Source organism: Luteimonas sp. RC10 (genome assembly GCF_014192745.1).
GTDB lineage: Bacteria > Pseudomonadota > Gammaproteobacteria > Xanthomonadales > Xanthomonadaceae > Luteimonas.
This window is the reverse complement of record NZ_JACHYJ010000010.1, coordinates 1-26,189: the sequence shown is the minus strand read 5'-3', so window position 1 is coordinate 26,189 and position 26,189 is coordinate 1. Positions and strand designations below refer to the sequence as shown.

The window sequence follows — 26,189 nt, the reverse complement described above, 5'->3', positions numbered from 1 at the left end:
GTCTCACTGAACGTGACCGCCCATTCGCGCGCACGCCGCTCCGCGCCGACGGCGCCCTCACTGCATCACGATCCCGGGCCAGCTTGAATGCGCCGATGTCCCGACGCCAAGCCGCCCCCGCCAACGACCACCCGCGCGACCTGACCCGCGGTCCGATCGCCACCACGCTGCTGGTCTTCGCCCTGCCGATCCTCGGCGGCAATGCCTTGCAGTCGCTCAACGGCTCGGTCAACGCGATCTGGATCGGCCGGTTCCTGGGCGAGGATGCGATCGCGGCCATCGCCAATGCCAACAACATCCTGTTCTTCCTGCTCGGCGCGGTGTTCGGCGTCGGCATGGCGGCGACGATCCTGGTCGCGCAGGCCATCGGCCGCGACGATCTCACCGCGGCCAAGCGCGCCATCGGCACCAGCGCGACGTTCTTTCTGAGCGTGTCGGTGCTCGTCGCGCTCGCCGGCCTGCCGCTCTCGGGCCCGGTGCTCGAATGGATGGGCACGCCGGCCTCGGCGCTGCCGCATGCCGAGGCCTACCTGCGGATCATCTTTCTGGCGGTGCCGTTCCTGTACGCGCTGGCGTTCCTGTCGGCGATCCTGCGCGGCGCCGGTGACTCGCGCACACCGTTTCTGTTCCTGCTGCTGGTGGTCGCATTGGACATCGTGCTGGTGCCGCTGCTGCTGTTCGGCGTGGGCCCGTTGCCGGAGATGGGCATGGCCGGCGCGGCGGCTGCGAACCTGGTCGCCAACGCGCTGGGGCTGGTGGCGATGCTGGCCTGGCTGCGGCATCGCCGCCATCGGCTGTGGATCAGCCGTCACGAGCGCGCGCTGTACCGCCCCGACTGGACGATCGTCCGCGCGCTGCTCGCCAAGGGTCTGCCGATGGGCCTGCAGATGGTGATGCTGTCGGCGGCGATGATCGCAATGATCGCGATGGTGAACGCGCACGGCATCGAGACCACTGCCGCCTACGGTGCCGCGCTGCAACTGTGGACCTATGTGCAGATGCCAGCGATGGCGATCGGTGCTGCGTGCTCGACGATGGCGGCGCAGAACGTCGGCGCCGGCCATTGGGACCGCGTGGGCCAGGTCGCCAAGACCGGCGTGGCGATCAATTTCCTGATGACCGGCATGCTGATCGCGGTGCTGATCGGTCTCGACCGCCACGCGCTGGCGCTGTTCCTGCCCGAGGGCAGCGCGGCGCTGGAGGCCGCGCGCCACCTCAATCGCGTGGCGATCTGGTCGTTCCTGTTTTTCGGCGTGACCTTCGTGCTGTTCGGCGTGGTGCGCTCGACCGGCGCGGTGCTGCCGCCGCTGGTGATCCTGGGCGCGACCCTGTGGGGCGTGCGCGTGCCATTCGCCACCTGGCTGCAGCCCACGCTCGGCGCCGATGCGATCTGGTGGAGCTTTCCGGCCAGCGCGCTGGTGGCGATGCTGCTGGCGGTCGGCTATTACCGCTGGGGCGGCTGGCGTGCGGCGCGCATGCTTGCCGATGAACAGGTCGCGATCCCGGCCGAAGTCCCGGCCCCGCCACCGGCACCGGTCGCCGGCGTCCCACCCTGCCGGCCGCATAAGGCGGTCGACTGAGGTGCTGAACGGCCCGGCCGCAAGGCGCATTGACGCCGGCGTACGCCCGGCCGCTGTAGGAAGGACGTCCGCCCCGCTTTCTGGAAGACGCTCATGCGCCCCGCTCCCTTGCTGGCCCTCGTGCTCGTCTGCGCCGGCGTCACGCCCCCCGCCCTGGCGCAACAGCTGCGCAACCCGGCCGATCCCCCGCCTGCCGCGGTCGCGCGGCCCGCAGCACCCGCGCCTGCCCCGCAGCAGTTGCGCCCGCCGGCGCCTCCGCCGCCGGCAGCCACGCTGCGCGCGCCGCAGCCGACGCGGCAACTCTCCAACGATGTCACCCGCCCGGTCACGCCCACCCCGGCGCTGTCGCAGCGCGAACGCTGTCTGCAGACCGCGCAGCGTTCCGTGCAGCCGGTGTCCGATCAGCGGGTCGCCGCCGCCCAGCGCGGGCTGGCCGCCACCCAGGCACAGCGCGCGGCGACGGGCGCTGTGGGTGCCGATCCGACTGACCGCTCGGGCCTGCGCGCGCAGCAGGAGGGCCAGCAGCGCGCGATCGCCCGCGAACGCGACGCGGCCGCCCAGCAATTGCGGGTCGCGCAGGCCAACTGCAACTGAAGGAGCCTCAGGCAGCGGGCACGTCGTTCGGCGCGTTCGCCGCCGCGCGGGCCAGCCAATCGGGCAGCGCGCGCCGGCCGATGCCCTGCGCCCTCGCCTGCTGCAACTGCGCCAGCATGTAGGCGCGGCGCGCAGGGTCGTCGCCGGCGAACGACAGCGCCAGGTCGCGGTCCATCCAGCGCCGGAACACGACGAACAGGGCGACGTGCAGCGCCAGCGCCAGGGCGCTGACCGCAATGACGATGGCCACGTCCATTACAGCGGGCGTTTCCGCGCGATGAGCCGCAGATGGCTCACTGCCAGCCCGGCATCCGCGCCCGGTCGAGCCCACCGACTTCGAACACCGCGGTGCGGGTGCCGCCGGCCTTGACCGGGAATGCGATCGATAGCGTGTTCGCGCCATCGAGCAAGCGCCACAGCGCCTTCTCGTCGTCAATGAACATCGCGATCGCCTCATCGGTCTGCGGGCGGTTGGCGGCCATGCGGCGCGGCGTGGCCTCGTCCACCGCGACCTCGACCCGACAGCTGGGATAGCAGTCGAAATCCCCCGCTTCCAGCACGAGGTAGCTGCTGCGTCCCCACGACGGATGGTCGCGGAAGATCAGCCGCACGGGCTTGGCGCCGCTGCCGTCAACGTCGACCGGCTCGCGTGCATAGATCGCTGCCGACACCTGCTGCCCGCCGTCCGCGGGCCGGGTGTCATAGCTCCACAGTGCGGCGGTCCGCGCCTGCTCGCGCACCGCGTCGCCGCGGCTGCGGACCTCGTCGAACTTCGCACGCACACGGCCGGCGGCCTCCGTCTGGGGGTAGCGCGACAGCAGGACGTCGGCCTGGGCCTTGGCCAGCGCCCAGTTCTCGGCAGCGACGGCGGCCTCGAAGTCGCGCTCGCCGGCGACCGCCTGCTGCTCGTCGGCCTGCGCCTGGGCCTGGGCCTGCGCGGCGGCCTGCGCCTCACGGTCCTGACAACCGGCAAGCGCCAGCGACGCGACGAACAGGACGACAGCGAACGGGCGGGCAACGGCAGACATGGGCAGGCTCTCGAATTTCGACGGGCGCGACGCCAGCGCGGCGCGCATCGCACCAGCGTAGCAGGCGTCCATGCAGCGCGGCGCTCTGCGGTGCCCGTCCGCGGACACGCCACGATGGCGCATCCGCCCAAGCCGATCATCGGATGTCAGGAAATCCCGGGCCTGCATGTGCTGCTAAGGCGGCCCGATCGCCTTCAGGCAGACCCGGCGATACCCGCGGCCTCACGGATCGCCGATGCGATCTCGTCTTCGCTGCGCCCTCCAGTAATGGCAATCCGTCCGCCAAAGACAAAGTGAGGGACTGAGCGGACCCCGGCTTCTGCCGCTTGGCGCGCCGCCTGCTCGACCCGTCGGTGTTGCGCGGGGTCGAGCGCAATCGCACGGGCCTCCTCGCGCTCGAACCGATACGCCATTGCAATCTCAGCGAGGACATCGGCGTCCGAGATGGCCTTCGCTTCCAGGAAGTACGCCTCGGTGATCGCGACCGCGAGCGGATGCTGCGTCCCTCGTCCTCGCGCCGCGAGAATCAGCCCGTGGGCCGGCTGCGTCCGGTAAGTCCAGAGTTGGCGGCTCAGGTCCAGAGCGAGACCCGATGCCCGCGCTTCCGCCTCAGGCCGGGCGAACGACGCCTTGGGGTCGGTGATGCCGTAGCGCGAACGCAGGAGATCGGGAATATAGAGACCCTGCGCGGGAGCGTCGGGAAGCAGCAGGACCGGATGTTGCCGGATATCCACGTCCAGCCCGGCAAACCGCTCTGCCAGCACCTTGTCGAGGCGGTGATGCCCGATGATGCACCACGGACAGCTGATCTCGGTATAGAGATCGATCTTCAACATGATGTCAGCCTTCTCGTGATGCGTGCCGACAGCCTGAGGCGCCGTCGGCTTCAGACGTGATCCGCGATCCCAGGGGCAGCCCGCACGAACGCCTTGGCTGCGACCTGATCGACCAGAAATCTGGCAAGGTTTGCGCGCGACAGTTTCATGCCGAGCCGGGTTTTGCCGTACCAGCCGACCGCCACTCGATCCGTTGCAGGCCCATCTTCGAGAAAAGGAATCCGAACCAGGGTCCAATCCAGGGGCGAGCGACTCACCAGTGCAGCGGTTGCCTTGATGTCGTCATAGGCATTGTGCGCCAGCAGCTTGAACATCGTCGCCAATCCGCGCGACTTCAGATCGAAGCCATCCTTCGGGTCACGGTAGCTGGCCGTCGAAATCTGTATGAGCCGGTGCACACCCAGCGCTTCCATGACAGACATGATCGTGCGCACGCCGTGCATGACCGGCCGCTTCTCTTTCGATCTCTGCTTGTTCGGCCCCAGCGCGCTGATCACTGCGCCTGCGCCTGCGATGCATGCCTTGATCGCGTCGCGATTGCCGAGGTCACCGACAACGACTGCGACCCGGCCCTCGAAGGCCGAGAGCTTGCCGGCGTCCCGCGTATAGACGGACAGCGCATATCCTTGCCGAAGCGCCTCCTCGATCACGTATCTTCCGGTCGGACCGGTTCCTCCGAACAGCGCAATCTTCATGTCATCGTCCTGCCGTCTTCTCGCTGGGCGCCCTGCGCTTGCTGCTCAGATGCATGCGCGTGCAAACAGCCTGGGCGGTCGTCGGACCGGCTTCATGCGGCCTGATCCAGGACCGCCTGCACGTGCGCTTGGGCAGCGTCGATGGCGGCCTTGGCCGCCTCGGGCCCGAAGACGGTGCCCTCCACGCGGACGACTTCGACGTCGGTCAGGCCGATGAAGCCCAACAGATGCCGCAGATAGCCGGTCTGGAAGTCGAAGGCGGCCCAGTCGCCCTGGGAGAAGACACCGCCTGCGGCAGTGACGAGATAGACCTTCTTGCCGGCCAGCAATCCTTGTGGCGTGCCGGCTGCACCGTAGCCAAAGGTAACGCCAGGCCAGGTGATATGGTCGAACCAGGCCTTGAGCTGCGACGACGGACCGAAATTGATCATGCCCGAGCCCAGCACGAGCACGTCGGCCGCACTCACCTCATCCACCAACTGCTGCGCGAATCCGACCGCCTCGACCTGCTCGGGCGTACGCGCCTCGGGCGCCGCCACGCGGCCGTGAATATAGGCCTGGGTGATATGCGGCGGTGGGTGGCGCGAAAGATCGCGCGTCACAAGCGTGCCGCGCAGCCGAGTCTTCAGGCCTTCGGCGATCTCGGTCGCAAAGCGGGTGGAAAGGCCTTCGGAGCCACGGGGGCTCGAAGTCACCAGGAGGATGTTGGCCACGATGGCTCCGAATGTGCGTAGTGAACTATTGTTCCTAAGGACATTAAGATCACTGCCAATCGTCCGCAAGAAGGCACGCCCATGACACTGAGTGAACCGGATTTTCCTACCCCCAGCCAAGGTGACGACTGCCGCGTGGTTCGGGAGATCCTCGATCTGATCGGCGACAAGTGGACCCTGTACATCATCGCGACGCTCAAAGATGGGCCTGTCAGATTCAATGAACTGCGGCGTCGGATCGACGGCATCTCACAACGGATGCTGACGATCAACTTGCGCGGACTCGAACGCGACGGGCTGGTCAAGCGAACCCTGTTTCCCACGATTCCGCCGCGCGTCGACTACGAGTTGACCGACATGGGGCGGACACTTCTTGCGCCCGTCATGACGCTTGTCATGTGGGCGAATCGCAATCGGGAGACCATCGAGCGCGCGCGCATCAGGTTCGACGAAAGCCAGGGCGCGCAAGCCAGCTGAGCCAACGCGACGCGCTCAGACCGCCAAGCCATTTCAGCGGATACGGTCGCTGCAGTCACGATGGGGCGGACTCACGCGCCCACCACAGTTGCCCAACCAGCGGATTGCCTGGGTGAGTGCGGCTTCATGGCACCCAGAACGCACGCGGCCGCCCGAAGGCGGCCGCGTGGGACGGCGCGGGCCGTCAGTGGGTCGCAGGTGCAGCCTCGTCGACCGCAGGCGCGGCCGGTTCGGCGGCCGGGGCCGGTTTGGCCTCGGCGATCACCTTCTCCACCGAGCCGGTCGTGATCGGGTGATAGCCCGGACGCGCCTTGGCGAAGATCTCCTTGGCCAGCGCCAGGCCGGACTCGGTCTGCACCAGCGCGTCGTAGATCGGCATGATCAGCTTGCGGCGGCCGACGCGTGCGGTGAACTCGGCCAGTGCCGCATTCGCCTCGCTGTAGCCGCTGCGCACAGCCAGCGGATACCAGCGCATCGCGATCTCGCCGTTGCCGGTACCGGTGAAGTGGTAGGCGCCGTCGAGCTGGGCCATCTGCTCATGGGTCAGCGTCGCCGGCAGGCTGTCGAGGAAATGCAGCCACTCCTGCGTCGACCAGGCATCGGTGATCTGGCGCGGCGGCAGCTGCGCGCTGCCCAGCCAGGCCAGCCTTGCGGAGTCGACGATGCCGAAGTTGCGCGACATCACCTGCGGCGCCGAGGCCGGAATGCCCGGGCCGTAGACCCACTCCTGGATCTCGGCGTCGGTGACCGTGCCCGGATACTTGTCGAACAGATGCTCCTTCGCGTACGCGAGGAACTGCTCGGTGGTGATGCTCTGGAACGCGAAATGATCGAAGTAGCCGCGCAGGAACGCGTCGAACGGCTCACGGCCGAAGCGCTGCTCGAGGAACTGCAGGAACCAGGCGCCCTTGTCGTAGGCGACTGCGCTCAGCGCGTCGTCGGCGTCGAGCACCGTGCCCGGCTTCACCGCCAGCGCCTGCACCGGCTCGGGCATCGAGACGATGCTTTCCTTGAGCGCGTTGCGGGCGATCACGAACTCCATGTCGCTGGTCTCCTTGCCGTAGACCGATTCGACGATGCGGTTCTCCACGTAGCTGGTGAAGCCCTCGTTGAGCCAGCCGTGCTTGGCGCTGGCGAATGTCACCAGGTTGCCCGACCAGCTGTGCGCGAGCTCGTGGGCGACCAGCGAGACCAGCGACTTGTCGCCGACGATGACGGTCGGCGTGATGAACGACAGGCGCGGATTCTCCATACCGCCGTAGGGGAACGACGGCGGCAGGATCAGCAGGTCGTAGCGCTCCCAGCGGTACGGCCCGTAGAGCTGCTCGGTGGTGGCGATCATCTTCTCGGTGTCGGCGAACTCGGCGACCGCGCGGTCGATCGTCGCAGGCTCGGCCCAGATGCCGCTGCGCTCGGAGATCGGCTTGAACACCAGGTCGCCGGCGGCGATCGCCATCAGATAGGACGGGATCTTCTGCGGCATCTTGAACGTGTAGTCGCCATCGCGCTGGGCGGCCGGATCGTTGTCCGCGCTCATCAGCACCATCACGTCAGGACGCGAGGTCACGTGCGCGCTGTAGGTATAGCGGATCGCCGGCGTGTCCTGCAGCGGCACCCACGAGCGGGCATGGATCTGCTGCGACTGGCTGAACATGAAGGGCAGCTTCTTGCCCTCGGTCATTTCCGGCGTCAGCCACTGCAGGCCCGAGGCGTCGGGCGAGGTGGTGTAGGTCACGCGGATCCGAGCATTGCGGTCGGGGGCCTGGATCGTCAGCTTGCTGCCGAGGGTGGCGTCGGCATCGGCCAGCGCGTACTGCAGCGACTGCCACTGTCCGCCGGCCTCGCCTTCGACCTTGTCGATCGTCAGCGCGCGTGTGTCGAGCACCAGCTCGGTCGCCGCCGGGTCCTTCCACTGCAGCGTGTAGGTCGCGGTGCCGGCGATGGTGCGGGCATCGAAGTCGAGCGCCAGGTCCAGCGCCAGATCCTCGGTGACGACCTTGTCGGGTTCGGCATAGGAATGTTCGTCGCGGTCGGCGGCCTCGGCCGGCGGCTTCTCGCTGGCCGGCGGTGCCGGCGCGGTGCCGGCGTCGGGCTTGCAGCCGCCGATCACCAGGGCCGACAGGGACAGCAGCAGCACAGAGGCCAGCTGCGGGAAACGGAACGGGGGAATTCGGATCACGGAACGTCTCGCGGCGGAAGAACCGACTCGCAGTCTACTCCGTCGCCCCGGATGGCCTGCCGATGCCCTGGGTCTGCACGCCCAGGCGACCGGAGGCATCGCACCATGCGCGCATGAACCAGGCCCCTTTCGACGACTGGGACGGCAGCCCCGCCCAGGCGCGTGCCCTGCAATCGCGCCTGGCCGCGCAGGTCGTGCTGGAGGACCGGCTGCCGACGTGCGTCCGCTGGCTTGCCGGCTTCGACGTCGGGTTCGAGGAGGCCGGCGACATCACCCGCGCCGCGGTGGTGCTGCTCGATGCGCAGTCGCTGCAGCCGGTCGAGACCCATATCGCCCGCCTGCCGACCCGTATGCCTTATGTGCCCGGGCTGCTGAGCTTCCGCGAGCTGCCAGCGCTGCTCGCCGCACTCGCGCAGCTGTCGCAGACGCCCGACCTGGTGTTCGTGGACGGCCAGGGCATCGCGCATCCGCGGCGCCTGGGGATCGCCGCGCACTTCGGCGTGACCACCGGCCTTGCCAGCATCGGCGTGGCCAAGAAGCGGCTGGCCGGGCAGTTCGAACCGCCCGGTGATGCGCCTGGCGACCGGTCGCCGCTGCGCGACCGCGGCGCGCACATCGGCTGGGCGCTGCGCAGCCGCGCACGCTGCAATCCGCTGATCGTCTCCCCCGGGCACCGGGTCTGCGTCGACGGCGCGCTGGACTGGACGCTGCGCTGCCTGCGTGGCTACCGGCTGCCCGAGCCGACCCGGCTGGCCGACCGACTCGCATCACGGCGCGGCGCCATCGACGTCGCCCCGACGTTGTTCTGACGCGCTGCTTCAAGGCGCGCGGTTCGCAGGCACGTCGGCGCGCCGGCGTGCTGGGCTGTCCCGGGCCGGCGCAACGCCGGCGGCAGTGTGTCAGGCCTTGAAGCCGTCGTGGATCGCGACGATGCCGGCCGACAGGTTGCGGTAGCGGCACCGCACGAAACCGGCCGCGTCCATCATCGACTTGAGCTCGTCCTGCGGCGGATGCTTGCGGATCGACTCGGCCAGGTAGCGGTAACTGTCGGCGTCGCCGGCGAACAGCCGCCCCAGCCGCGGCAGCACCTGGAACGAGTGGAAGTCGTAGAGCGGCCGGAACCACTCGGGCTTGACCTGGGAGAACTCCAGCACGCGCGCCTGGCCGCCGACGCGCAGCACGCGATGCATCTCGCGCAGCGCCGCGTCCTTGTCGGTCACGTTGCGCAGCCCGAAGGCGATCGTGACCAGGTCGAAGCTGTTGTCGGGGAACGGCAGCGTCTCGGCGTTGCACTGCACGTACTCGAAGCCGCGCACCTGCCCGCGATCGGTCATGCGGTCGCGGCCGGTGCGCAGCATCGCCGCATTGATATCGCCGAGCACCAGTTCGCCCGATTCGCCGACCCGGCTCTTGAGCAGGGCTGCGATGTCGCCGGTGCCGCCGGCCAGGTCGAGCACGCGGTCGCCGCGGCGCACCTGCGCGGTCGCAACGAAATAGCGCTTCCACACCCGGTGGATGCCCAGGCTCATCAGGTCGTTCATCAGGTCGTAGTTGCCTGCGACCGAGGAGAACACCTGGCCGACCAGCTTCTGCTTCTCGCCGGTGGGGACGTCGCGGAAGCCGAAATGGGTGGTGCCGGGTCTGGAGGATTCGTCGCTCATGGGCCGATTATCCCTCATTCGGAGCCGGCGCGATCCGCAGGCGTCCGACCCGGCGCCGTTCCAGCGATTCGACCCGCAGCACATGGCCATCGATGGTCACCTCGTCGCCTTCGGCCGGCATCCGGTCGAGTGCGTGGACCACCAGCCCGGACAGGGTCACATAGGTCGGGCTGGTCGGCAGGCTCAGACCGGTGGCCAGCGCCAGGTCCTGCATCGACATCGAGCCGTCGACCAGCCAGGCGCCGTCCTCGCCGCGCACCGCGCCGTAGTCGGCGTCCTGGGTGTCGGCCAGGTCGCCGGCGATCGTGGCCAGCAGGTCGTTCGCGGTGACCATGCCTTCGATGCTGCCGTACTCGTCGACGACGACCGCGATCGGGATCGGATGGGCGCGGATCTGTTCGAGCACGCGCAACGTCGACGTGCCCTCGGGCACGACCAGCGGCTCGCGGACGAACTCGGTCACGTTCAGTGCCCGGCCCTGCAGCACGCTCGACAGCAGGTCGCTGCTCTGCACCACGCCCAGCAGGCGGTCCAACTCGCCGTCGCAGACCGGCAGGCGGGTGTGTGGCGACTGCACCAGGCGTTCGGTCGCATGTCCCAGCCCGCGCGTGGCGTCGATCCACTCGATGTCGCCACGCACCGTCATCACGCTCGACACCGGCCGCTCGGCCAGGGTCAGCACGCTGCGGATCATGTCGTGCTCGGCCGCCTCAAGGCGCTCGCCATCGGGCGCCTGCTCGGCCGGCTCGCTGACGCCCTCGCTCGCCGTGTCCGGACGCGCGCCGAGCAGACGCAGTACCGCATCGGCGGTGCGCTGGCGGAACGGCAGCTGGCGCACGTGGCGCTCGCGGTTGTAGCGCGACCACTGATTGAATGCCTCGATCAGGATCGAGAACACGATCGCCGCGTACAGATAGCCCTTCGGAATCTTGAAGCCCAGGCCCTCGGCGACGAGGCTGAAGCCGATCATCAGCAGGAAGCCCAGGCACAGCACCACGACCGTCGGATGGCGGCTGACGAAGCGCGTCAGCGGCTTGCTGGCCAGCATCATCACCGCCATCGCGATGATCACTGCGGCGTACATCACGCCCAGGTGCTCGACCATGCCGACCGCGGTGATCACCGAGTCGAGCGAGAACACCGCATCGAGTACAACGATCTGCGCGACCACGACGCCGAACGCCGCGTAGGCCTTCTTGCCGCCACTGTCGTGCTCCCGGCCCTCGAGCCGCTCGTGCAGCTCCATCGTCGCCTTGAACAGCAGGAACAGGCCGCCGACAAGCAGGATCAGGTCGCGCCCGGAGAACGGGTTGCCCCAGACCGAGAACAACGGCGCAGTCAGCTTCATGATCCACGCCAGCAACGCCAGCAGTACCAGGCGCATCAGCAGCGCCAGGGTCAGGCCGATGATCCGCGCCTTGTCGCGCTGCTCGGGTGGCAGCTTGTCGGCGAGGATGGCGATGAACACCAGGTTGTCGATGCCCAGGATGATCTCGAGGACCACCAGGGTCGCCAGACCCATCCAAATCGTCGGGTCGGCCAGCCATTCCATAGGTGTTCTTGCATCGCGCGTGGGGAGGAGCGCGGATTCTGCCACGCGAATGTTAAGAATTTGCCGCGACCCCGCCTCCGCTCGACCGCACCGCGCGGGCACGTCAGACTGCAGGCCCCGCGCTGCCACGACCGCCGCATGATCGCCACGCCCGACTATCGCGCCCTGCTCGACACCGCCATCGCCGAAGCCCGCCAGGGCCTGGCCGAGGGCGGCATCCCGATCGGCGCGGCGCTCTACCACCGCGACGGCCGGCTGCTGGGCTGCGGCCACAACCGCCGCGTGCAGGAGGATGACCCGTCCGTGCACGGCGAGACCGATGCCTTCCGCAAGGCCGGCCGCCAGCGCAGCTACCGCGACACGATCATGGTGACCACGCTGGCGCCGTGCTGGTACTGCAGCGGCCTGGTCCGCCAGTTCGGCATCGGCACCGTCGTCGTCGGCGAGTCGGTCACCTTCCAGGGCGGCATCGACTGGCTGCGCGAGCACGGCGTCGAGGTGATCGACCTGCACAGCCAGGACTGCATCGACCTGCTCGGCGGCTTCATCGCCCAGCACCCACAGGTCTGGAACGAAGACATCGGCGAGGACTGACGCGCTCCCGCGGCAACGACGTGCTCAGCGTGCCGTCTCGGTGCGCCACAGCGTCGGGAAATCGCCGGGCGCCGCGCCCCCGCAGCGGCGCAGCTCGGCATAGTGCGCCAACCGGAATGCCTGCCCGTCGTAGCGCCACTGCGCCGCCTCGCCGCAATCGGCGAGCCCGCGCCCCTTGGCGAAATGCGACAGCGTCGCGGTGTCGGGCGCGTAGTCGGCGTTGGTCAGCAGCGCGAAGCTGACGTCATCGAGCCCGGTCGGGCCCGGCGGCACGATGCGCGCCGCGCTGCTGCCGTCGCGCGCAACGCGGAATGCCAGGCTCGAGGTCTGGTAGGCACCGCTCAGGCACGCGACGAAGACCAGTGCGTGCTCGGCGTCGAGCGGATACGCCGCGTCCTGGTCACGGATGTCGAAGCCCTCACGCGGCGGATTGCAATCGGCCTCACGCAACGCGTCGGCCGCCTGCGCGCGGACTGCGGCGGTCAGCCGTGTGGCGTCCTGCGGCGACAACGCCGGCGGCGGCGCCGCTGCACGCAACCTCGGCAGCGCCGGTGCGCCGGGCACGGCCGCCGAATCGCGCTCGCCGGGTCGCGCCCAGGCGCCGGGCGTGTCCAGTCGCTGCTGGTGCTCGTCGATCAGCAACAACGCCGCGCGCAGGCCCGACAGCGACAACGCGGGCGCGTCCTCGCCGCTGCCGGCTGACAGCCGCGCGCCGTCACCGACCAGCGCGATGAACGCCGCGATGTCGGTCGGGGCGTCGAGCGTCAGCGCATCGCGGTCGTCATCGCGGCGCCACGGCAGCGAGGCCAGCTCAGGCACCGCCACGCCGTCGAGCCGCAGCGCTTGGGGCTCGGGCGCGCCCTCCGACGTGCCCAGCCGCAGCTGTTGCGCGCCATCGCCGCCCGGCGCGCGCGCCAGCCGCAGCACCAGACCGAACGCCCCGTCATTCACGCCGATCGCCTCGCAGGCCAGGCCGTTGTCGCAGGCCACGGTGAAGTCGCGCAGTTGCCGATACAGCGGCGCGACCTCACTGTGTGTGGCGTCCGCCGTCGCGTCCGCATCGTGCGCGACGGTCGATGGCGCAGTGGACGGCGCCGCAGCGGTCGCATCCGGCGTTGTTGGCGGTGCCGATTCCGAGCACGCGGCCAGCAGCACGGCACAGGCAAACACGAGAGGACGGGCCATGGACATCGCGGCACTCTTGCGGATGAAAGCGCCATTGTCCCCCGCGCCGATCGGCACGGCATCGACGCGGCCATCACACGGACTCTGAGGCGTTTGGCCCGCAACGCTCCGGTGCGTGCGGCGTCTTGCCGGCCTACCGGGTACGGCTCCAGACTGCGTGCCATGTCGCGCGTTCCGCCGCCTGCTCCGTCCTCCGCGTCGCGATCGCCCGGCGCCGACCGCTACGCACCGCGTGCGTGGGCGCCGCACGAGCGGCCGATGATGCCGGGATCGCCATCGACCCCGCTGCATTCCACACCGATGCGCGTCGCCTACGGCGTCGTGGGCTTCGTGATCGCGATCACCGGCGGCCTGGGCAATGCGCTGGTCACCGCCAACCTGCTCGATCTGCAGGGGGCGCTCGGCGCTTACGCCGCGCAGGTCGCGTGGTTGCCGGCGGCGTATGTGATGACCAACGTGTCGATGAACATCCTGCTGGTGAAGTTCCGGCAGCAGTTCGGCCTGCGGCTGTTCACCGAAGCGTTCCTGGTGCTGTACGCGTTGATCACGCTGGCGCATCTGTTCGTCAACGATCTGGGCTCGGCGATCGCGGTCCGCGCCGGCCACGGCATCGCCGGCGCGGCGCTCAACACCCTCGGCCTGTACTACATGCTGCAGGCCTTCCCGCAGAAGCACCGGCTGCGCGGCCTGGTGCTGGGATTGGGCATCGCGCAGTTGGCACTGCCGCTGGCACGGGTATTCTCGACCGACCTGCTCGAGTTCGGCGAGTGGCGCGGTCTGTACCTGTTCGAACTGGGCCTGGCACTGCTGGCGCTGGGCTGCGTGCTGCTGCTCAAGCTGCCTCCCGGCGATCGCCATAAAGCGTTCGAGCCGCTGGACTTCCTCACCTTCGGCCTGTTCGCGCCCGGGGTCGCGCTGCTGACCGCAGTGTTGGCGCAGGGCCGCATCGGCTGGTGGACCGAAACCGCATGGCTGGGCTGGGCGCTCGCGGCTTCAGTCGCGCTGGTGACCGCCGCCATCGCGATCGAGCATTTCCGCGCACGTCCGCTGCTCAACACGCGATGGCTGGCCACCGGTGCGATGCTGCGGCTGGCGCTGGCGATCGTGCTGATCCGCATCGTGTTGTCGGAACAGGCGACCGGCGCGGTCGGCTTCCTGCAGGCACTGGGCCTGGGCAATGCGCAGATGCACACGCTGTTCATGATCGTGCTGGCCGGCAGTGTCGCCGGGCTGATCGCCAGTGCGGCGACGATCAATCCGGCCAAGACCTGGCAACCGGTACTGGTGTCACTGCTGCTGATGATGGCCGGCGCGCTGATGGACGCGCAGGCGACCAATGCCACCCGGCCCGAGCAGATGTACCTCAGCCAGTTCCTGCTCGCGTTCGGCAGCACCTTCTTCCTCGGGCCGATGATGATCGCCGGCATCGGCCCGGTGATCAGCCAGCCGCGCAACCTGATCAGCTTCGTCGTGCTGTTCGGCATGACCCAGAACCTCGGCGGCCTGCTCGGCTCGGCCGTGCTGGGCACGTTCCAGACCATGCGCGAGAAGTTCCATTCCAGCGTGCTCAACGAGCACTTGAGCCTGCTCGATCCCCAGGTCGCCGCGCGCGTGCATGCAACCGCCCAGGGCTACGCGCCGACTGTCACCGATCCGGCATTGCGCGACGCACTCGCACTGCGCGCGCTGGGGGCAGCGGCCAGTCGCGAGGCCAATGTACTGGCGTACAACGATGTCTTCCTGCTGATCGCCTTCATCGCGTTCTGCACGCTGATGTGGATCATCGCTTCCCGAGTGTGGGCGCGCCTGCGCGCGCCTGCGCCGCCCGTCCCCGCGACACCGGACCCCGCATGAGCACCCCTGCCCCCTCGCCTCCCGAGCAACCCGCGGCGCCCTCGCGCCGGCGACGGACGTTGCAGATCGCGGCCTTCGCCGCCGTCGCACTCGCCGGCATCCTGGTGGTGCTCTACGCCTGGCGCCTGCCGCCGTTCGGCAGCAGCGTGCAGAGCACCGAGAATGCGATGGTGCGTGGCCGGGTGACACTGATCGCGCCGCAGGTCACAGGCTATGTGACCCACGTCGCTGTGCAGGACTTCGAGGCGGTCACCCGTGGTCAATTGCTGGTGACGATCGACGACCGCATCTACCGCCAGCGTTACGAACAGGCCCAGGCCAATCTGCGGGTGCAGCAGGCCACGCTGGCCAATGCCACGCAGTCCAGGCGCAGCGCCGAGGCCGGCATCGCGCGCAGCGCCGCCGACATCGCGGCGACGCGCGCGCAGGCCGAGGTCGCCACGATCGACCTGCGTCGGCTCGAACAGCTGGCCGACCAGAAGCTGATTTCCGCGCACGATCGCGATCTTGCGCGCGCCAGCAGCGCGCAGGCCCGCGCCGCCGCCGCCCAGGCTCGCGCGGCCCTGCAGATCTCCGAGCAGGACGCGCGCAGCGTCGACGTCAATCGCGACAGCCTCGAGGCGGCGGTCGCCAGCGCCGAAGCCGCGGTGCGACTGGCAAAGATCGACCTCGACAACACCCGCATCGTCGCGCCCGAGGACGGTCTGCTCGGCCAGGTCACCGTGCGTCAGGGCGCGCTGGTCAATGCCGGGACGCAGTTGATGGCGCTGGTGCCGGCCGACATCTGGGTCGTGGCGAACATGAAGGAAACGCAGATGACCGACATGCGCGTCGGACAACCCGCGACCTTCACCGTCGACGCCCTCGGCGGCGCGCAACTCACCGGGCACGTCGAACGCATCTCACCGGCGACCGGCTCTGAGTTCAGCGTGCTGCCGGCAGACAACGCGACCGGCAACTTCGTCAAGATCGCCCAGCGCATTCCCGTGCGCATCGCGATCGACCACGATCAGCCACTGGCCGAACGCCTGCGCCCCGGCATGTCGGTGGTCGTCTCGGTGGATACCGCGGATGTCGGCGATGCGCCCGACGATGCGTCTCGCACACCGACGCACTGAGCGTGTTCTTCGTCGAACTGATCGTTTGCCCCCACCCAACCCTCCCCCGCGTACGGGGGAGGGCTTCAGATCAAGCCACGCTGCCGCGCTCGACGACGATCCGCTAGGTGCGCCGCTCGTGCGCGACCAGCGCGGCCTCGACCAGCGGCTGCGCCCAGCCCGGCGTCGCGCGCAGGGCGCGAAGATCGTCGGGCGCCGGGTGCACCAGGCGCCCGGCCACCATCTCCAGCACGCGCAACGGATCGGGCACCGCATGGCCGCGCGCGACATCGACGCTGTTGTCGTAGACCTGCAGGTGCGCCAGGTACGGCATCAGCACGACCAGGTTTTCACGCGCCCGTTGCCAACGCGCACGGATGTCGGATCCTGGAATGTCGTGACCGCCGGCGGCGACGCGGGCGCGCACGCGGGCGATGTGCTGGTCGACCGACGACAGGCCGCAGAACCACATCAGCACGTCGTGCGTGCGCGCGGCCCGGGCGATCTTCGCCGGCACGGTGTTGCCGCCGAGCGTGGTTTCGAATGCGTGGTGCCGACCGGCTGCAATGGCCGCATCGAGCCGCCGCATGCCTTCCTGCCACGCTTCGGCATTGGCGTCGCGCTGACTGCAGCCGGTGGTGGCGACGAGTGCGCGCGCGAAGTCATCGGGATTGAACCAGGTCAGGCCGGCGTCGGCGAGCAGGTGCCCGCCGATCGAGCTCTTGCCGGCCCCGTTGACGCCTGCGAGCACGAACAGCACCGGCCGCGGCTTCGCAGTCTCTTCGCCAGCCGTGGCGCCGCGCGTGCGTTCAGCCGTAGTGGATCCGCCCGCGGCGGTCGCACCGCGCGTCCGCAGCGTGCGCCGCGCGCCGGGACGTCCACGCAGACTCAATGCGAGGCGCCGGCCTTGACCTTGCCGCGCAGTGCGGCCGGCTGCGCCATGACCGCGCGCAGTCGGTCGCCGGCATCGTCGGCCTGCAGCGCCGCCAGCCTGGCGTCGAACTTCGCCTGCAGGTCCTCGAGCGCGGAGCGTTGCGGCGCCGCGGCCGCCTCCAGTGCGCGCAGGATCGCGTCGTAGGCCTCGGCCGACAGGATCACCGCTTCGGGCGTGTTGTGGTGGGTCACCACCACCTGGCCATCGCGGGCGACCGACTTCATGACGCCGCGCCAGCCCAGCTTCTTCACATCGGACGCCGGCGTGCGCGGCAGCGCGTCGAGTGCATCGAACTTGGGGGCGACGGACATGGGAACGGCCTCACGATGGACGTGAGGCCAATATACCCATTTTCCCCTTTCGCGGCCGTGAACCCGGCGCGGCGGCAAAACCTGTTCAAGGTCCGTCGCGAGCGCCGCCAAATGGCGCGTGGCGGAGCGCAGGAAGCGCAGCGTACGTGAGCATTCCGAGCACCGCACGCGCGCTATTTGGCAAGCGCAGCAGGACCTTGGACAGGTTCTCAGAGGATGTAACGGCTCAGGTCCTGATCCTGCACCAGCTCGCCCAGATGCGCATCGACATAGGCGCGGTCGATGGTCACCGTGCCGCCCTTGTCGGGCGCCTCGAAGCTCAGCGTGTCGAGCAGACGCTCGAGCACCGTGTGCAAGCGCCGCGCACCGATGTTTTCCTGCCGCTCGTTCACGTGGGCAGCGATCTCGGCCAATCGCTCGACTGCGTCGTCGGCAAACGTCAGGTCCACACCTTCGGTCCGCAGCAGCGCCACGTACTGGCGCGTCAGCGCCGCCTTGGGCTCGGTGAGGATGCGCACGAAATCGTCCTTGGTCAGCGCGGTGAGCTCCACGCGGATCGGGAAGCGGCCCTGCATCTCGGGGATCAGGTCGCTGGGCTTGGCGAGGTGGAACGCGCCCGAGGCGATGAACAGGATGTGGTCGGTCTTCACCGAGCCGTACTTGGTGCTCACCGTGCTGCCCTCGACCAGCGGCAACAGATCGCGCTGCACGCCTTCGCGGCTGACGTCTCCGCCGGTGGTGCCGGCCTCGCTGCGCTTGGCGACCTTGTCGATCTCATCGATGAACACGATGCCGTGCTGTTCGCAGGCCTCGATCGCGGCCTCGCGCACGTCGTCCTCGTTGACGAGCTTGCCGGCTTCCTCCTCGATCAGCTGTGGACGCGCGGCGCGGATCGTCAGTTTGCGCTTCTGGGTCTTGCCGCCACCGAGGTTGGCGAACATCTGCCGCAGTTGCTGGCCCATTTCCTCCATGCCCGGTGGGGTCATGATGTCCATGCCCTGGCCGGCGCTGAGTTCGAGTTCGATCTCGCGCTCGTCGAGCTCGCCGGCGCGCAACTGGCGACGCAGCTTCTGCCGGGTCTCGGACTCCTTCGACGACGGCTCGGCGCCGATGTCGACCGTGGTCTGCTGCGCGCCGAAGCCGAACGGCTGCGACGGCGTCTCGCGCCGCGGCAGCAGCGCGTCGAGGATCCGGTCCTCGGCGCGGTCCTCGGCCTGCGTGCGCACCCGCACCTTGGCCTGTTCGCGATAGAGCTTGACCGCCGTATCGGCGAGGTCGCGGATGATCTGCTCGACGTCCTTGCCGACGTAGCCGACCTCGGTGAACCGCGTCGCCTCGACCTTGACGAACGGCGCATTGGCCAGCGTCGCCAACCGGCGCGCGATCTCGGTCTTGCCGACACCGGTCGGACCGATCATCAGGATGTTCTTGGGCATGACCTCGTTGCGCAGTTCATCGGGCAGCTGCGCCCGGCGCCAACGATTGCGTAGCGCGATCGCGACCGCGCGCTTGGCCGCGTTCTGGCCGACGATGTGGCGGTCGAGTTCCTGCACGATCTCGCGCGGGGTCATGGTGGAAGAGCTGGAATTGGGCATGGGGAATTCGGGCTTCGTAAGAGCGGAGGGGCGCGCGACTCGGGATCGACGGGCGGGATCGGCCGGAGCGCATCCCGATGCCAGATCCCCAATCCCGCCTTAGAGTTCTTCGACGACGACGTTCCGGTTGGTGTAGATGCAGATGTCGCCTGCGATGTGCAGCGCCTCGGTGGCGATCGTGCGGGCGTCCAGGTCGGTGTGGGCCAGCAGCGCGCGCGCAGCCGACAGCGCATAGGAGCCGCCCGAGCCGATCGCGACGATGCCATCCTCGGGCTCGATGATGTCGCCGTTGCCGCTGATGATCAGCGACGTGTCCTTGTCGGCCACCGCCAGCAGCGCCTCGAGCTTTCCGTAACGCCGGTCGGTACGCCAGTCCTTGACCAGCTCGACCGCGGCGCGCACCAGCTGACCGCCGTGCTGCTGCAGCTTGGCCTCGAACAGCTCGAACAGCGTGAACGCGTCGGCCGCCGCACCGGCGAAGCCGGCGAGCACACTGCCGTCGCCAAGCCGGCGCACCTTGCGGGCGTTGCCCTTCATCACGGTGTGGCCGAGCGTGACCTGACCATCGCCGGCGACGACGACCTTGCCGCCCTTGCGGATCGAGACAATCGTCGTGGCGTGGAAGACATTGGGATTCTGGCTGGGGTCCATGCGGCCTCCGTGGATCGAACCCCATCAGTGGGGCGTCCACGCGCCCCATTCAACCCGCGCGTCGACGGTCACCGATCGCAAGACACCCTGGAGCACGATACGAGGCCGGTTGGCGCCATTGGCGCGCGCCAAGCGATCCGGCGCCCCCTTGTCCTGGATCAATGCGCGCGGCCGATGGCCGCGCGATGCTGGCAGCCGGTCCCGACAAGGTGCAGGTATGGCCAAACCGTTTCCGCTGCATCCCAAACACCCCGAGCGCATCTGCTGGGGCTGCGACAAGTACTGCGCGGCCGATGCCTTGGCCTGCGGCAACGGCGCCGGACGCACCCAGCACCCCATCGAGAACGAGGGCGAGGACTGGTACCTCGCCTGGGGCATCGAACCCGAAGCCGACCGGCCGAAACACGCGAAGTGCTGACGCGAAGACCATCACGTCGATAGGTCACGCGCCGCCGTGTCCACAGCCCGCATTCCGCTCGCAACGCTTCGGCGTCAGCCGTCCTCGACGGTGGCGCCGCGCTTGCGCCGCGCCCGCGGATGCGCGGCGTCATAGACCTTGGCCAGGTGCTGGAAGTCGAGGTGGGTGTAGATCTGGGTCGTGGCGATGTCGGCGTGGCCGAGCAGTTCCTGCACACCGCGCAGGTCGCCCGAGGACTCGAGGACGTGGCTGGCGAACGAGTGGCGCAGCAGATGCGGGTGCACGCGTTTGAACAGGCCCTGGCGCTGGGCGAGCAGTCGCAGCCGCATCTGTACCGCGCGCGCGGTGATCGGACCACCGCCGCGACCGGGGAACACCGGTGCGTCGGCACCCGAGGCACTATCGGCGCGCCATGCGCGCAGGGCCGCGATCGCATGCGAGCCGACCGGCACGCTGCGTTGGCGACTGCCCTTGCCCAGCACCGTCACCAGCCCGCCGTCGAGATCGAGGTCGCGCCAGCGCAGCGCGACCAGTTCGGCCAGGCGCAGACCCGACGAATAGAACAGCTCGAGCAGCGCGCGGTCGCGCAGGCCCAGCGGCGCGTCGGTCGACACCTCGACCAGTTGCGTCGCCTCGTCGACATCGAGCACCTGCGGCAGCTTGCGCGCCGCCTTGGGGCCGCGCACGCCAGCCGCAGGATTGGCGACAACGTGGCCATGCCGCAGCAGCCAACGATAGAAGCTGCGACAGGCCGACAGTCGCCGCTGCAGGCTCTTGGCCGACAGGCCGCCGCGGTGGCCGGCGGCAACGAAGGCGCGGATGTCGTCGGGCTGCAAACCGCGCAGGTCGGTGTGCCCGCTGTCCTCGGCCCACGCGGCCAGCGCGGTGAGGTCGCGGCGATAGGCGTCGAGCGTGTGCGCCGACATGCGCCGCTCGACCTGCAGGTGCGCCAGGAACGCCTCGACGTCGGCCGACATCGCCGCGCTCAGCCGGCGTAGCGCTTCATCGCCGCCGCGAACGCCTCGCCCATCATGTGCAGGAACAGCGTGCCCATGCCCGGATAGAAGCGGTTGGGGTCGCGGCTGCCCACAGCGATCAGGCCGACGCCTTCGATCGGCAGCAACGCGCTCGAATGCACCTCGTCCACGCGCGGCCCGTACAGCAGCGACTGCTTGTCGGGGTGCAGGCGGCCGCACAGCGGGGTCTCGTCCTTGAGGCAGTCGACGAAAGGCTGCAGGCGGCGGTCGTCGCGCGCGACGATCTGCAGCCAGTCCTCGTCGAGCCCGGCGACCGGCGCAAACAGCACCAGGCGGACCAGATCGCCGTTGAAATCCTCGGCCAGCGTCGCGGCCAGCGCGCGCACCGTCGAGGCGGCGTCGGGCTGACGCATCAGCGCCAGGGTCAGCTGGTGGGTGCGCACCGCCAGGCGTTCGTTCTCCTGCGAAATCGCATACAGCTCGCGCAGGCGCTTGGACAGCTCGCGGTTCTTGTCACGCAGCACTTCGAGTTGGTAGCTGGCCAACGACGCAGCCGGGCCGTCGTCGCGCGGGACGACCAGCGTCAGCGCCAGGTCCGGAAACTGCTGCAGGAACTTGGGCTGCCGCCGCAGCCAGGCGGCCACTTCGTGCGCGCCGAGTGTCTCGGTGGTTTCGCTCATGCGCTCCACTCCCCTTCAAAAACGAATGCGGCCGGGCCGGCCATCGTCAGCGTGGCCGCATCCTCGGGCCAGGCAATGCGCAGCGTGCCGCCGGGCAACGATACGTCGGCGCAGCGCGCAATGCGACCGCGACGCGCCAGGACCGCGACCGCCGCGCAGGCGCCACTGCCGCAGGCGCGGGTTTCGCCGACCCCACGCTCGAACACGCGCAGCGCGATCCGGTCCGGAGCCAACACCTGCGCAAAACCGACGTTGACCGACTCGGGAAACCAGCGTGAGGCCTGCAGGGCCGTACCGATGCGCGCCACCGGTGCGGCCTGCAGGTCGTCGACCTCGATCACCGCATGCGGATTGCCCATCGACGCCGCTCCGAAGGCGACCGACGTGCCGTCATCGAGCACGCCCGTGTACAGCGGCACGGCGTCGAAGCCGACGAGCGGCACAGCGTCCGGCGCGAACGCCGGCACGCCCATCGCGATCCGGAAGTGCGCGCCATCGCGATCGACCGCATGCAGGCCGGCGGGGCTTTCAAGCACGAAACCGCCGGCCCCCGCCGCACCGTCGCGCACCAGCCAGGCGGCCACGCAGCGCGCGCCGTTGCCGCACTGCTGCGACGATGAGCCATCGGCATTCCAGATGCGATAGCGGGCCACAGCCTCGGCCGCCTGCGGAGCCTCGATGGTCAGGATCTGGTCGCAGCCCACGCCGACGTGCCGATCGGCGAGCGCACGGCACTGCTCGGCATCCGGCGGCGGCGTGCCGTCGCGCAGGTCGAGCACGACGAAATCGTTGCCGGCGCCATGCATCTTCGAAAAGCGCAGCGGCAGGGAAGACGCGGACATCATCGGCACCGGTCCCTCGACTCGACGGGGCCGCGCCCGGTCACGGCGTCCCGGTCGCGGGCGGTACGTCGAGGATCACCGGCACCGCGGGCGCGGGGCGGTCCTGCGTCGCGTCGGCGCTGTCCGCATCGTCCTGCACCGCGTCGGTGTCGGCGTCGCGTTGCGCGCGCGTCGGCACCGAGGATTTGATCAGGAAGCGGCCGGCGTCCTCCGGCGGCACCTGGGAGGGCATCAGCAGGTCGGCCTTGTTGCCGCAGGCGGCCAGCAGCAGGGCGGTCAGCACGATCGGAAGACGGTTGCTCATCGGCGAAGTGTACAGGCGCCAAGCCCGGCGGTCCGCCCGAACGCGCGGCTGGCGGCCCCCAGGATGCGCACGTTCATGGACGCATTAGGGTCGGCCCCAGATTGTCCGTCCCTGTGGTGCCGCCCAGACTGCGAGGGTCACGCGCCACAGGATCGCACGATGGGCATGCTCGAAGGGCTGGGCAACGCCGCCTCGCAAGTGGGGGGCGTATTCAAGGGCGCCGGCGAGGTGCTCTGGGAAACCGGCGAAGGGGTGGTCACGCTGGGCGCGAACGCCTTGAAGACCGGCTATGACCTTGGCCCGGCGGGCTGGCTGGCCGACGGCGCATCGGCGCTCTACACGCAGGCGACCGGCGACACGCTCGATGTCCCCGACTGGCTGCCATCCGCCGAACGCGGCGGCGAGCGCATGGAAGCCGCGGCCGACCTGGTCTCCACGATCGCGCGCAATCCGGGCCTGTTGGTCGATGCGGTCGTCGACCCGATCGTCGACGACTGGCAGGCCGGACGCTACGGCGAGGCGATCGGCCGCGGCGCCGCCGAGCTGGTGCTCACGGTCGCCGGCACCAAGGGTGTCGACAAGGCCGCCAAGGGCGCCAGGGCAGCCGATGCCGCCGGCGACGTCGCCGATGCCGCGCGCGCGGCCGAGCACGCCCAGGGCCTCGGTGACGCCGGGCGCGCTGCCGCCCGCGGCAGCGAGACGGCGGACCTCGCCGACGTCCTCGCCCGCGCCGACACCGGCCGCACCGTCGGCGGGCGCCCGCTGTTGCAGTTCGACACGATGGACGACTTCAATGTCGCCGCGAATGCCGCGCGCCCCGACACGGTGTATGAGTTCGGCGACTACCGCTGGAGCACCGACGAGGCCGGCCGCGTGGTCAAGGCCGAAGGCAGCGTGTCGCTCGAACCCGCGGGCCGCAACGATCCCGGCCTGCAGCGCCAGATCGGGCATGAGGGCTATCCCACCGACGTGGGCTTCCACCTGATCGCCGACTCGTTCGCCGGCCCAACCAACCGGCTCAACGTCGTGCCCGGCAACGGCAAGCCGTTGCCCGACGGCACCAAGAACCTCAACACCGGCGCCTACGGCCACCAGTTCGAAGGCCAGATCCGCGCTCTCAAACAGGAAAATCCGGAGCTGGATGTGCAGATCCGGGTCGAGCCCTACTACGACGCCGGCAACACGACATCGCGGCCCGACGGCTTCGTCGCCGCCTACCGGCAGGAAGGCGGGAAGTGGGTGGAGTTCGATTTCGATAACATCCACTGATCCTTAGAGTCCCGCCCGGAATCCCATGCTCGACGCCATTGCCATCCAGCAAGCCCAGGAACGGGTCGTGCGCGAAGTCGCCGCCTGCGTCACCGATGTGATGGAAGGCGAATGGGGCGCGCGCGAGTGGAAGCGGATCGGCCTGCATGCCGAAATCGACACCGAAGGCGGCCGCAGGATCAGTTCACAGACCTCCGCGATCGCGGCCGCCCCCGCGCAGCCGCTCGAGGATGTCGACTTCCGCCTCTCGCGCGCCGCCAAGGAAGCGCTGGTGGCGCTGCGCGAGACCATGCGCGAGGAGCGCGGTGCGTGGTCGAGCGTGCTATTGACGATCGAGCCCAGCGGCCGGTTCTCGTTCGATTTCTCCTACGAGCCACCGCGGCGACTGGCGGGCGACCTGCTCTACTCACCGCTCGACGGGTTCCTGGACCGCTACAAGGCCGAGACCGGCGCGCGCTGAGCGCACTGCCGCAGCGCACGCCTGTGCGTCACGCCGCCGGCGGTTCGGGGCGCAGCCACAGCCAGGTGCCGACGACCGCCATACAGCCGATCGGCAGCGCGGTCATCCACCAGCGATGGGCCGGGATCCACCACACCAGCGCGATCAGGATCGCCGACGAGGCCAGCATCGTCACCGTCGCCAGCCACTTCGCGCGGCGGCTGACCGCGCGATGCGCCTGCCAGTCGCGGATCGACGGCCCGAAACGCGGGTGCGCCAGCAGCCACCGATGCAGGCGCTCGGACCCGCGCGAAGCGGCCCAGGCCGCGATCAGGATGAACACCGTGGTCGGCAGGCCCGGCACGAAGATGCCCAGGATGCCGAGGCCAAGGCTGGCGTAGGCCAGCAGCCACCAGGCCCAGCGGAAGCGCGCGCGACGATGCATGTCCGCATTCTATGCGCGGCCGCACGGCGCCGCGTGTCCACGGACGCTGTGCAGCCTGCCCCGCCACGCCGCGATTGCCGCGCCGCCGGCCACCCTCGACAATGCCGTCATGGATATCTTCAAGGTCTTCTCCGTCGAGGCGGCGCATCGCCTGCCCAACGTGCCGCCCGGGCACAAATGCGCGCGGCTGCACGGCCACTCGTTCCAGATCGAGATCCACGTCTCGGGCGAGCCGGGCGAGCACTCGGGGTGGATCATGGATTTCGGCGACCTCAAGGCTGCGTTCGCGCCGCTCTACGCCCAGCTCGACCACCACTACCTCAATGACATCCCCGGGCTCGAGAACCCGACCAGCGAGCGCTTGGCGATCTGGATCTGGGAGCGGCTCAAGCCGACCCTGCCGGCCTTGAGCGCGATCGTGATCCGCGAGACCTGCACCTCGGGCTGTCGCTACACCGGTCCCTGAGCCCAGGAAGGCCCCTGGCGACCCAGCCCCTGCATCGGCGATGGGCATCCTGCGCCCGGGGCTGGCGACGCGCCGTCCGCGCCCAAGTCGTTGATCCGCCTACGAAACTGAATGCACTGCGACCGTTCGTCGGCTCGATGTTGCAATGCAGCATGGGCGCGCTATGCTGCACTGCACAAACCCGGCAGCCGCCGGCCCACGCAGGTAACCGCCATGTCCTACCAGTTCAACGAGCAGTTCACCGCCGCGTCGCGCCAGTTCGCCGATGCCGCAGCCCAGATCAACCGCCTGACCCTCGAGAATGTCGAGAAGGTCTTCGGCGTCCACTTCACCACGCTCGGCGAAAACGCCAACGCCACGTTCGCGTTCGTCAACGAAGCGATCGAGGTCCGCGACCTCGACGGCATCAAGGCACTGTGGCCCAAGGGCGCGCAGATCGCCCGCGAGAACGTCGAGCGTCTGGTCAGCGCCGGCCAGGAAGTCATCGGCCGCACCGTGAAGACCAACGAGGCGATCGCCGAACTCGCCAAGTCGCAGCTCGAATCGGCCACCGCCGATGTGCGTGCGCAAGCCGAGACCGTCGCCAAGGCGGCCGCGGGCAAGCCCACCGCCAAGCGTTGACCGCATGCGGGTCCAAAGCCCGCATGGCACCGAACACTCGGGCGATCCCTCCCTCGCCCGGGCCGACCCGGCAGCTCGCGCTGCCGGGTTTTTTTATGGTTCTTCGCGGATTAGCGTGGAGCCATTCTTGTCCGCCGCTACCCTTGAAGCCTGATTTCAGGGCTCAAGGGCAGATGCATGTTGGACCGGAAG

At 69.2% G+C, this 26,189-nt stretch carries 30 protein-coding genes; 12 read left to right on the top strand and 18 right to left on the bottom strand.

Features of this window, described 5'->3' with window-relative positions; translation table 11 throughout:
• The first annotated feature begins 95 nt into the window (after positions 1-95).
• Positions 96-1,580: an MATE family efflux transporter gene (locus tag FHW73_RS16215; protein WP_183427803.1), complete on the top strand. Its 1,485-nt coding sequence runs from the start codon at positions 96-98 to the stop codon at positions 1,578-1,580.
• Between the two features lie 93 nt (positions 1,581-1,673).
• A complete protein-coding gene (locus tag FHW73_RS16210; protein WP_183427802.1) occupies positions 1,674-2,174 on the top strand; it encodes a hypothetical protein in 501 nt (166 codons plus the stop codon).
• Positions 2,175-2,181: 7 nt separating this feature from the next.
• Here FHW73_RS16210 and FHW73_RS16205 read toward each other — a convergent pair whose 3' ends face one another.
• From FHW73_RS16205 to FHW73_RS16185, 5 genes are all read right to left on the bottom strand, one after another.
• Positions 2,182-2,430: a hypothetical protein gene (locus FHW73_RS16205; RefSeq protein WP_183427801.1), complete on the bottom strand. Its 249-nt coding sequence runs from the start codon at positions 2,428-2,430 to the stop codon at positions 2,182-2,184.
• Positions 2,431-2,467: 37 nt separating this feature from the next.
• On the bottom strand, positions 2,468-3,202 hold the full coding sequence (locus FHW73_RS16200; RefSeq protein WP_183427800.1) for a hypothetical protein: 735 nt from the start codon (positions 3,200-3,202) through the stop codon (positions 2,468-2,470).
• 194 nt (positions 3,203-3,396) lie between these two features.
• The gene (locus FHW73_RS16195) at positions 3,397-4,038 is read right to left on the bottom strand and encodes a DsbA family protein (RefSeq protein WP_183427799.1); all 642 of its coding nucleotides are present in this window, start codon (positions 4,036-4,038) and stop codon (positions 3,397-3,399) included.
• 50 nt (positions 4,039-4,088) lie between these two features.
• Complete coding sequence (locus FHW73_RS16190) at positions 4,089-4,733, bottom strand: NAD(P)H-binding protein (protein ID WP_183427798.1); 645 nt, start codon at positions 4,731-4,733, stop codon at positions 4,089-4,091.
• Positions 4,734-4,825: 92 nt separating this feature from the next.
• The gene (locus FHW73_RS16185) at positions 4,826-5,446 is read right to left on the bottom strand and encodes an NAD(P)H-dependent oxidoreductase (RefSeq protein ID WP_183427797.1); all 621 of its coding nucleotides are present in this window, start codon (positions 5,444-5,446) and stop codon (positions 4,826-4,828) included.
• Between the two features lie 81 nt (positions 5,447-5,527).
• On the opposite strand from FHW73_RS16185, the gene FHW73_RS16180 reads away from it, so the two are divergent.
• The gene (locus tag FHW73_RS16180) at positions 5,528-5,923 is read left to right on the top strand and encodes a helix-turn-helix domain-containing protein (protein ID WP_183427796.1); all 396 of its coding nucleotides are present in this window, start codon (positions 5,528-5,530) and stop codon (positions 5,921-5,923) included.
• A 184-nt stretch (positions 5,924-6,107) separates the two neighbouring features.
• On the opposite strand, the gene FHW73_RS16175 is transcribed toward FHW73_RS16180, so the two are convergent.
• Entirely contained in the window at positions 6,108-8,102 is a 1,995-nt protein-coding gene (locus FHW73_RS16175; RefSeq protein ID WP_345776204.1) for a M1 family metallopeptidase, read from the bottom strand.
• 113 nt (positions 8,103-8,215) lie between these two features.
• Between FHW73_RS16175 and nfi the strand changes: the two genes are divergently transcribed.
• Positions 8,216-8,911 (top strand): deoxyribonuclease V, encoded by a 696-nt coding sequence (nfi, locus tag FHW73_RS16170; protein WP_183427794.1) that lies wholly within the window; start codon positions 8,216-8,218, stop codon positions 8,909-8,911.
• A 90-nt stretch (positions 8,912-9,001) separates the two neighbouring features.
• On the opposite strand, the gene ubiE is transcribed toward nfi, so the two are convergent.
• Positions 9,002-9,763, bottom strand: coding sequence for a bifunctional demethylmenaquinone methyltransferase/2-methoxy-6-polyprenyl-1,4-benzoquinol methylase UbiE (gene ubiE, locus FHW73_RS16165; protein WP_183427793.1), 762 nt, complete (start codon positions 9,761-9,763; stop codon positions 9,002-9,004).
• Between the two features lie 7 nt (positions 9,764-9,770).
• On the bottom strand, positions 9,771-11,315 hold the full coding sequence (locus FHW73_RS16160; RefSeq protein ID WP_183427792.1) for a TerC family protein: 1,545 nt from the start codon (positions 11,313-11,315) through the stop codon (positions 9,771-9,773).
• A gap of 138 nt (positions 11,316-11,453) precedes the next feature.
• Between FHW73_RS16160 and FHW73_RS16155 the strand changes: the two genes are divergently transcribed.
• Positions 11,454-11,909 (top strand): nucleoside deaminase, encoded by a 456-nt coding sequence (locus tag FHW73_RS16155; protein WP_183427791.1) that lies wholly within the window; start codon positions 11,454-11,456, stop codon positions 11,907-11,909.
• Between the two features lie 24 nt (positions 11,910-11,933).
• Here the strand turns inward: FHW73_RS16155 and FHW73_RS16150 are convergent, their stop codons facing one another.
• On the bottom strand, positions 11,934-13,094 hold the full coding sequence (locus FHW73_RS16150) for a DUF1176 domain-containing protein (RefSeq protein WP_183427790.1): 1,161 nt from the start codon (positions 13,092-13,094) through the stop codon (positions 11,934-11,936).
• Positions 13,095-13,256: 162 nt separating this feature from the next.
• Between FHW73_RS16150 and FHW73_RS16145 the strand changes: the two genes are divergently transcribed.
• Together FHW73_RS16145 and FHW73_RS16140 are read left to right on the top strand one after the other, a co-directional pair.
• Positions 13,257-14,948 (top strand): MFS transporter, encoded by a 1,692-nt coding sequence (locus FHW73_RS16145; protein ID WP_183427789.1) that lies wholly within the window; start codon positions 13,257-13,259, stop codon positions 14,946-14,948.
• On the top strand, positions 14,945-16,066 hold the full coding sequence (locus FHW73_RS16140; RefSeq protein ID WP_183427788.1) for an HlyD family secretion protein: 1,122 nt from the start codon (positions 14,945-14,947) through the stop codon (positions 16,064-16,066). The genes FHW73_RS16145 and FHW73_RS16140 overlap by 4 nt, the downstream gene beginning before the upstream one ends.
• Positions 16,067-16,169: 103 nt before the next feature.
• Here the strand turns inward: FHW73_RS16140 and FHW73_RS16135 are convergent, their stop codons facing one another.
• From FHW73_RS16135 to hslV, 4 genes are all read right to left on the bottom strand, one after another.
• Positions 16,170-16,805, bottom strand: coding sequence for an AAA family ATPase (locus tag FHW73_RS16135; RefSeq protein WP_183427787.1), 636 nt, complete (start codon positions 16,803-16,805; stop codon positions 16,170-16,172).
• Positions 16,806-16,933: 128 nt separating this feature from the next.
• On the bottom strand, positions 16,934-17,290 hold the full coding sequence (locus FHW73_RS16130) for a type II toxin-antitoxin system prevent-host-death family antitoxin (RefSeq protein ID WP_183427786.1): 357 nt from the start codon (positions 17,288-17,290) through the stop codon (positions 16,934-16,936).
• A gap of 209 nt (positions 17,291-17,499) precedes the next feature.
• Positions 17,500-18,885, bottom strand: a complete 1,386-nt coding sequence (hslU, locus tag FHW73_RS16125; protein WP_183427785.1) for an ATP-dependent protease ATPase subunit HslU — start codon at positions 18,883-18,885, stop codon at positions 17,500-17,502.
• Between the two features lie 99 nt (positions 18,886-18,984).
• Positions 18,985-19,536 carry an ATP-dependent protease subunit HslV gene (gene hslV / locus FHW73_RS16120; RefSeq protein WP_047135539.1) on the bottom strand — a complete coding sequence of 184 codons (552 nt, stop codon included), beginning with the start codon at positions 19,534-19,536 and terminating at the stop codon, positions 18,985-18,987.
• Between the two features lie 217 nt (positions 19,537-19,753).
• Here hslV and FHW73_RS16115 point away from each other — a divergent pair, with 217 nt between their 5' ends.
• Positions 19,754-19,954 carry a DUF3079 domain-containing protein gene (locus FHW73_RS16115; RefSeq protein WP_183427784.1) on the top strand — a complete coding sequence of 67 codons (201 nt, stop codon included), beginning with the start codon at positions 19,754-19,756 and terminating at the stop codon, positions 19,952-19,954.
• A 74-nt stretch (positions 19,955-20,028) separates the two neighbouring features.
• Here FHW73_RS16115 and xerC read toward each other — a convergent pair whose 3' ends face one another.
• From xerC to FHW73_RS16095, 4 genes are read right to left on the bottom strand one after another with little or no spacing between them, the layout of a single operon-like run.
• Positions 20,029-20,931 (bottom strand): tyrosine recombinase XerC, encoded by a 903-nt coding sequence (xerC, locus tag FHW73_RS16110; RefSeq protein ID WP_183427783.1) that lies wholly within the window; start codon positions 20,929-20,931, stop codon positions 20,029-20,031.
• Between the two features lie 8 nt (positions 20,932-20,939).
• Positions 20,940-21,611 carry a DUF484 family protein gene (locus FHW73_RS16105; protein WP_183427782.1) on the bottom strand — a complete coding sequence of 224 codons (672 nt, stop codon included), beginning with the start codon at positions 21,609-21,611 and terminating at the stop codon, positions 20,940-20,942.
• A complete protein-coding gene (gene dapF / locus FHW73_RS16100; RefSeq protein ID WP_183427781.1) occupies positions 21,608-22,453 on the bottom strand; it encodes a diaminopimelate epimerase in 846 nt (281 codons plus the stop codon). The genes FHW73_RS16105 and dapF overlap by 4 nt, the downstream gene beginning before the upstream one ends.
• Positions 22,454-22,493: 40 nt before the next feature.
• Positions 22,494-22,757 (bottom strand): hypothetical protein, encoded by a 264-nt coding sequence (locus FHW73_RS16095; protein WP_183427780.1) that lies wholly within the window; start codon positions 22,755-22,757, stop codon positions 22,494-22,496.
• Between the two features lie 159 nt (positions 22,758-22,916).
• Here FHW73_RS16095 and FHW73_RS16090 point away from each other — a divergent pair, with 159 nt between their 5' ends.
• Both FHW73_RS16090 and FHW73_RS16085 read left to right on the top strand, forming a co-directional pair.
• Positions 22,917-24,026: a DNA/RNA non-specific endonuclease gene (locus FHW73_RS16090; RefSeq protein ID WP_183427779.1), complete on the top strand. Its 1,110-nt coding sequence runs from the start codon at positions 22,917-22,919 to the stop codon at positions 24,024-24,026.
• A gap of 25 nt (positions 24,027-24,051) precedes the next feature.
• On the top strand, positions 24,052-24,486 hold the full coding sequence (locus FHW73_RS16085) for a hypothetical protein (RefSeq protein WP_183427778.1): 435 nt from the start codon (positions 24,052-24,054) through the stop codon (positions 24,484-24,486).
• Positions 24,487-24,514: 28 nt separating this feature from the next.
• On the opposite strand, the gene FHW73_RS16080 is transcribed toward FHW73_RS16085, so the two are convergent.
• Positions 24,515-24,910, bottom strand: a complete 396-nt coding sequence (locus FHW73_RS16080; protein WP_183427777.1) for a YbaN family protein — start codon at positions 24,908-24,910, stop codon at positions 24,515-24,517.
• Positions 24,911-25,019: 109 nt separating this feature from the next.
• On the opposite strand from FHW73_RS16080, the gene queD reads away from it, so the two are divergent.
• Together queD and FHW73_RS16070 are read left to right on the top strand one after the other, a co-directional pair.
• The gene (gene queD / locus FHW73_RS16075; protein WP_183427776.1) at positions 25,020-25,376 is read left to right on the top strand and encodes a 6-carboxytetrahydropterin synthase QueD; all 357 of its coding nucleotides are present in this window, start codon (positions 25,020-25,022) and stop codon (positions 25,374-25,376) included.
• Positions 25,377-25,589: 213 nt separating this feature from the next.
• Positions 25,590-25,997 (top strand): phasin family protein, encoded by a 408-nt coding sequence (locus FHW73_RS16070; protein WP_183427775.1) that lies wholly within the window; start codon positions 25,590-25,592, stop codon positions 25,995-25,997.
• The last annotated feature ends 192 nt before the right edge of the window (positions 25,998-26,189 follow it).

Bases quoted from the DNA above. Each gene is read 5' to 3' on its own strand.
- FHW73_RS16215 (WP_183427803.1), top strand. From the start codon at position 96: ATGTCCCGACGCCAAGCCGCCCCCGCCAACGACCACCCGCGCGACCTG.
- FHW73_RS16210 (WP_183427802.1), top strand. From the start codon at position 1,674: ATGCGCCCCGCTCCCTTGCTGGCCCTCGTGCTCGTCTGCGCCGGCGTC.
- FHW73_RS16205 (WP_183427801.1), bottom strand. From the start codon at position 2,430: ATGGACGTGGCCATCGTCATTGCGGTCAGCGCCCTGGCGCTGGCGCTG.
- FHW73_RS16200 (WP_183427800.1), bottom strand. From the start codon at position 3,202: ATGTCTGCCGTTGCCCGCCCGTTCGCTGTCGTCCTGTTCGTCGCGTCG.
- FHW73_RS16195 (WP_183427799.1), bottom strand. From the start codon at position 4,038: ATGTTGAAGATCGATCTCTATACCGAGATCAGCTGTCCGTGGTGCATC.
- FHW73_RS16190 (WP_183427798.1), bottom strand. From the start codon at position 4,733: ATGAAGATTGCGCTGTTCGGAGGAACCGGTCCGACCGGAAGATACGTG.
- FHW73_RS16180 (WP_183427796.1), top strand. From the start codon at position 5,528: ATGACACTGAGTGAACCGGATTTTCCTACCCCCAGCCAAGGTGACGAC.
- nfi (WP_183427794.1), top strand. From the start codon at position 8,216: ATGAACCAGGCCCCTTTCGACGACTGGGACGGCAGCCCCGCCCAGGCG.
- ubiE (WP_183427793.1), bottom strand. From the start codon at position 9,763: ATGAGCGACGAATCCTCCAGACCCGGCACCACCCATTTCGGCTTCCGC.
- FHW73_RS16160 (WP_183427792.1), bottom strand. From the start codon at position 11,315: ATGGAATGGCTGGCCGACCCGACGATTTGGATGGGTCTGGCGACCCTG.
- FHW73_RS16155 (WP_183427791.1), top strand. From the start codon at position 11,454: ATGATCGCCACGCCCGACTATCGCGCCCTGCTCGACACCGCCATCGCC.
- FHW73_RS16150 (WP_183427790.1), bottom strand. From the start codon at position 13,094: ATGGCCCGTCCTCTCGTGTTTGCCTGTGCCGTGCTGCTGGCCGCGTGC.
- FHW73_RS16145 (WP_183427789.1), top strand. From the start codon at position 13,257: ATGTCGCGCGTTCCGCCGCCTGCTCCGTCCTCCGCGTCGCGATCGCCC.
- FHW73_RS16140 (WP_183427788.1), top strand. From the start codon at position 14,945: ATGAGCACCCCTGCCCCCTCGCCTCCCGAGCAACCCGCGGCGCCCTCG.
- FHW73_RS16130 (WP_183427786.1), bottom strand. From the start codon at position 17,290: ATGTCCGTCGCCCCCAAGTTCGATGCACTCGACGCGCTGCCGCGCACG.
- hslU (WP_183427785.1), bottom strand. From the start codon at position 18,885: ATGCCCAATTCCAGCTCTTCCACCATGACCCCGCGCGAGATCGTGCAG.
- hslV (WP_047135539.1), bottom strand. From the start codon at position 19,536: ATGGACCCCAGCCAGAATCCCAATGTCTTCCACGCCACGACGATTGTC.
- FHW73_RS16115 (WP_183427784.1), top strand. From the start codon at position 19,754: ATGGCCAAACCGTTTCCGCTGCATCCCAAACACCCCGAGCGCATCTGC.
- xerC (WP_183427783.1), bottom strand. From the start codon at position 20,931: ATGTCGGCCGACGTCGAGGCGTTCCTGGCGCACCTGCAGGTCGAGCGG.
- FHW73_RS16105 (WP_183427782.1), bottom strand. From the start codon at position 21,611: ATGAGCGAAACCACCGAGACACTCGGCGCGCACGAAGTGGCCGCCTGG.
- dapF (WP_183427781.1), bottom strand. From the start codon at position 22,453: ATGTCCGCGTCTTCCCTGCCGCTGCGCTTTTCGAAGATGCATGGCGCC.
- FHW73_RS16095 (WP_183427780.1), bottom strand. From the start codon at position 22,757: ATGAGCAACCGTCTTCCGATCGTGCTGACCGCCCTGCTGCTGGCCGCC.
- FHW73_RS16090 (WP_183427779.1), top strand. From the start codon at position 22,917: ATGGGCATGCTCGAAGGGCTGGGCAACGCCGCCTCGCAAGTGGGGGGC.
- FHW73_RS16085 (WP_183427778.1), top strand. From the start codon at position 24,052: ATGCTCGACGCCATTGCCATCCAGCAAGCCCAGGAACGGGTCGTGCGC.
- FHW73_RS16080 (WP_183427777.1), bottom strand. From the start codon at position 24,910: ATGCATCGTCGCGCGCGCTTCCGCTGGGCCTGGTGGCTGCTGGCCTAC.
- queD (WP_183427776.1), top strand. From the start codon at position 25,020: ATGGATATCTTCAAGGTCTTCTCCGTCGAGGCGGCGCATCGCCTGCCC.
- FHW73_RS16070 (WP_183427775.1), top strand. From the start codon at position 25,590: ATGTCCTACCAGTTCAACGAGCAGTTCACCGCCGCGTCGCGCCAGTTC.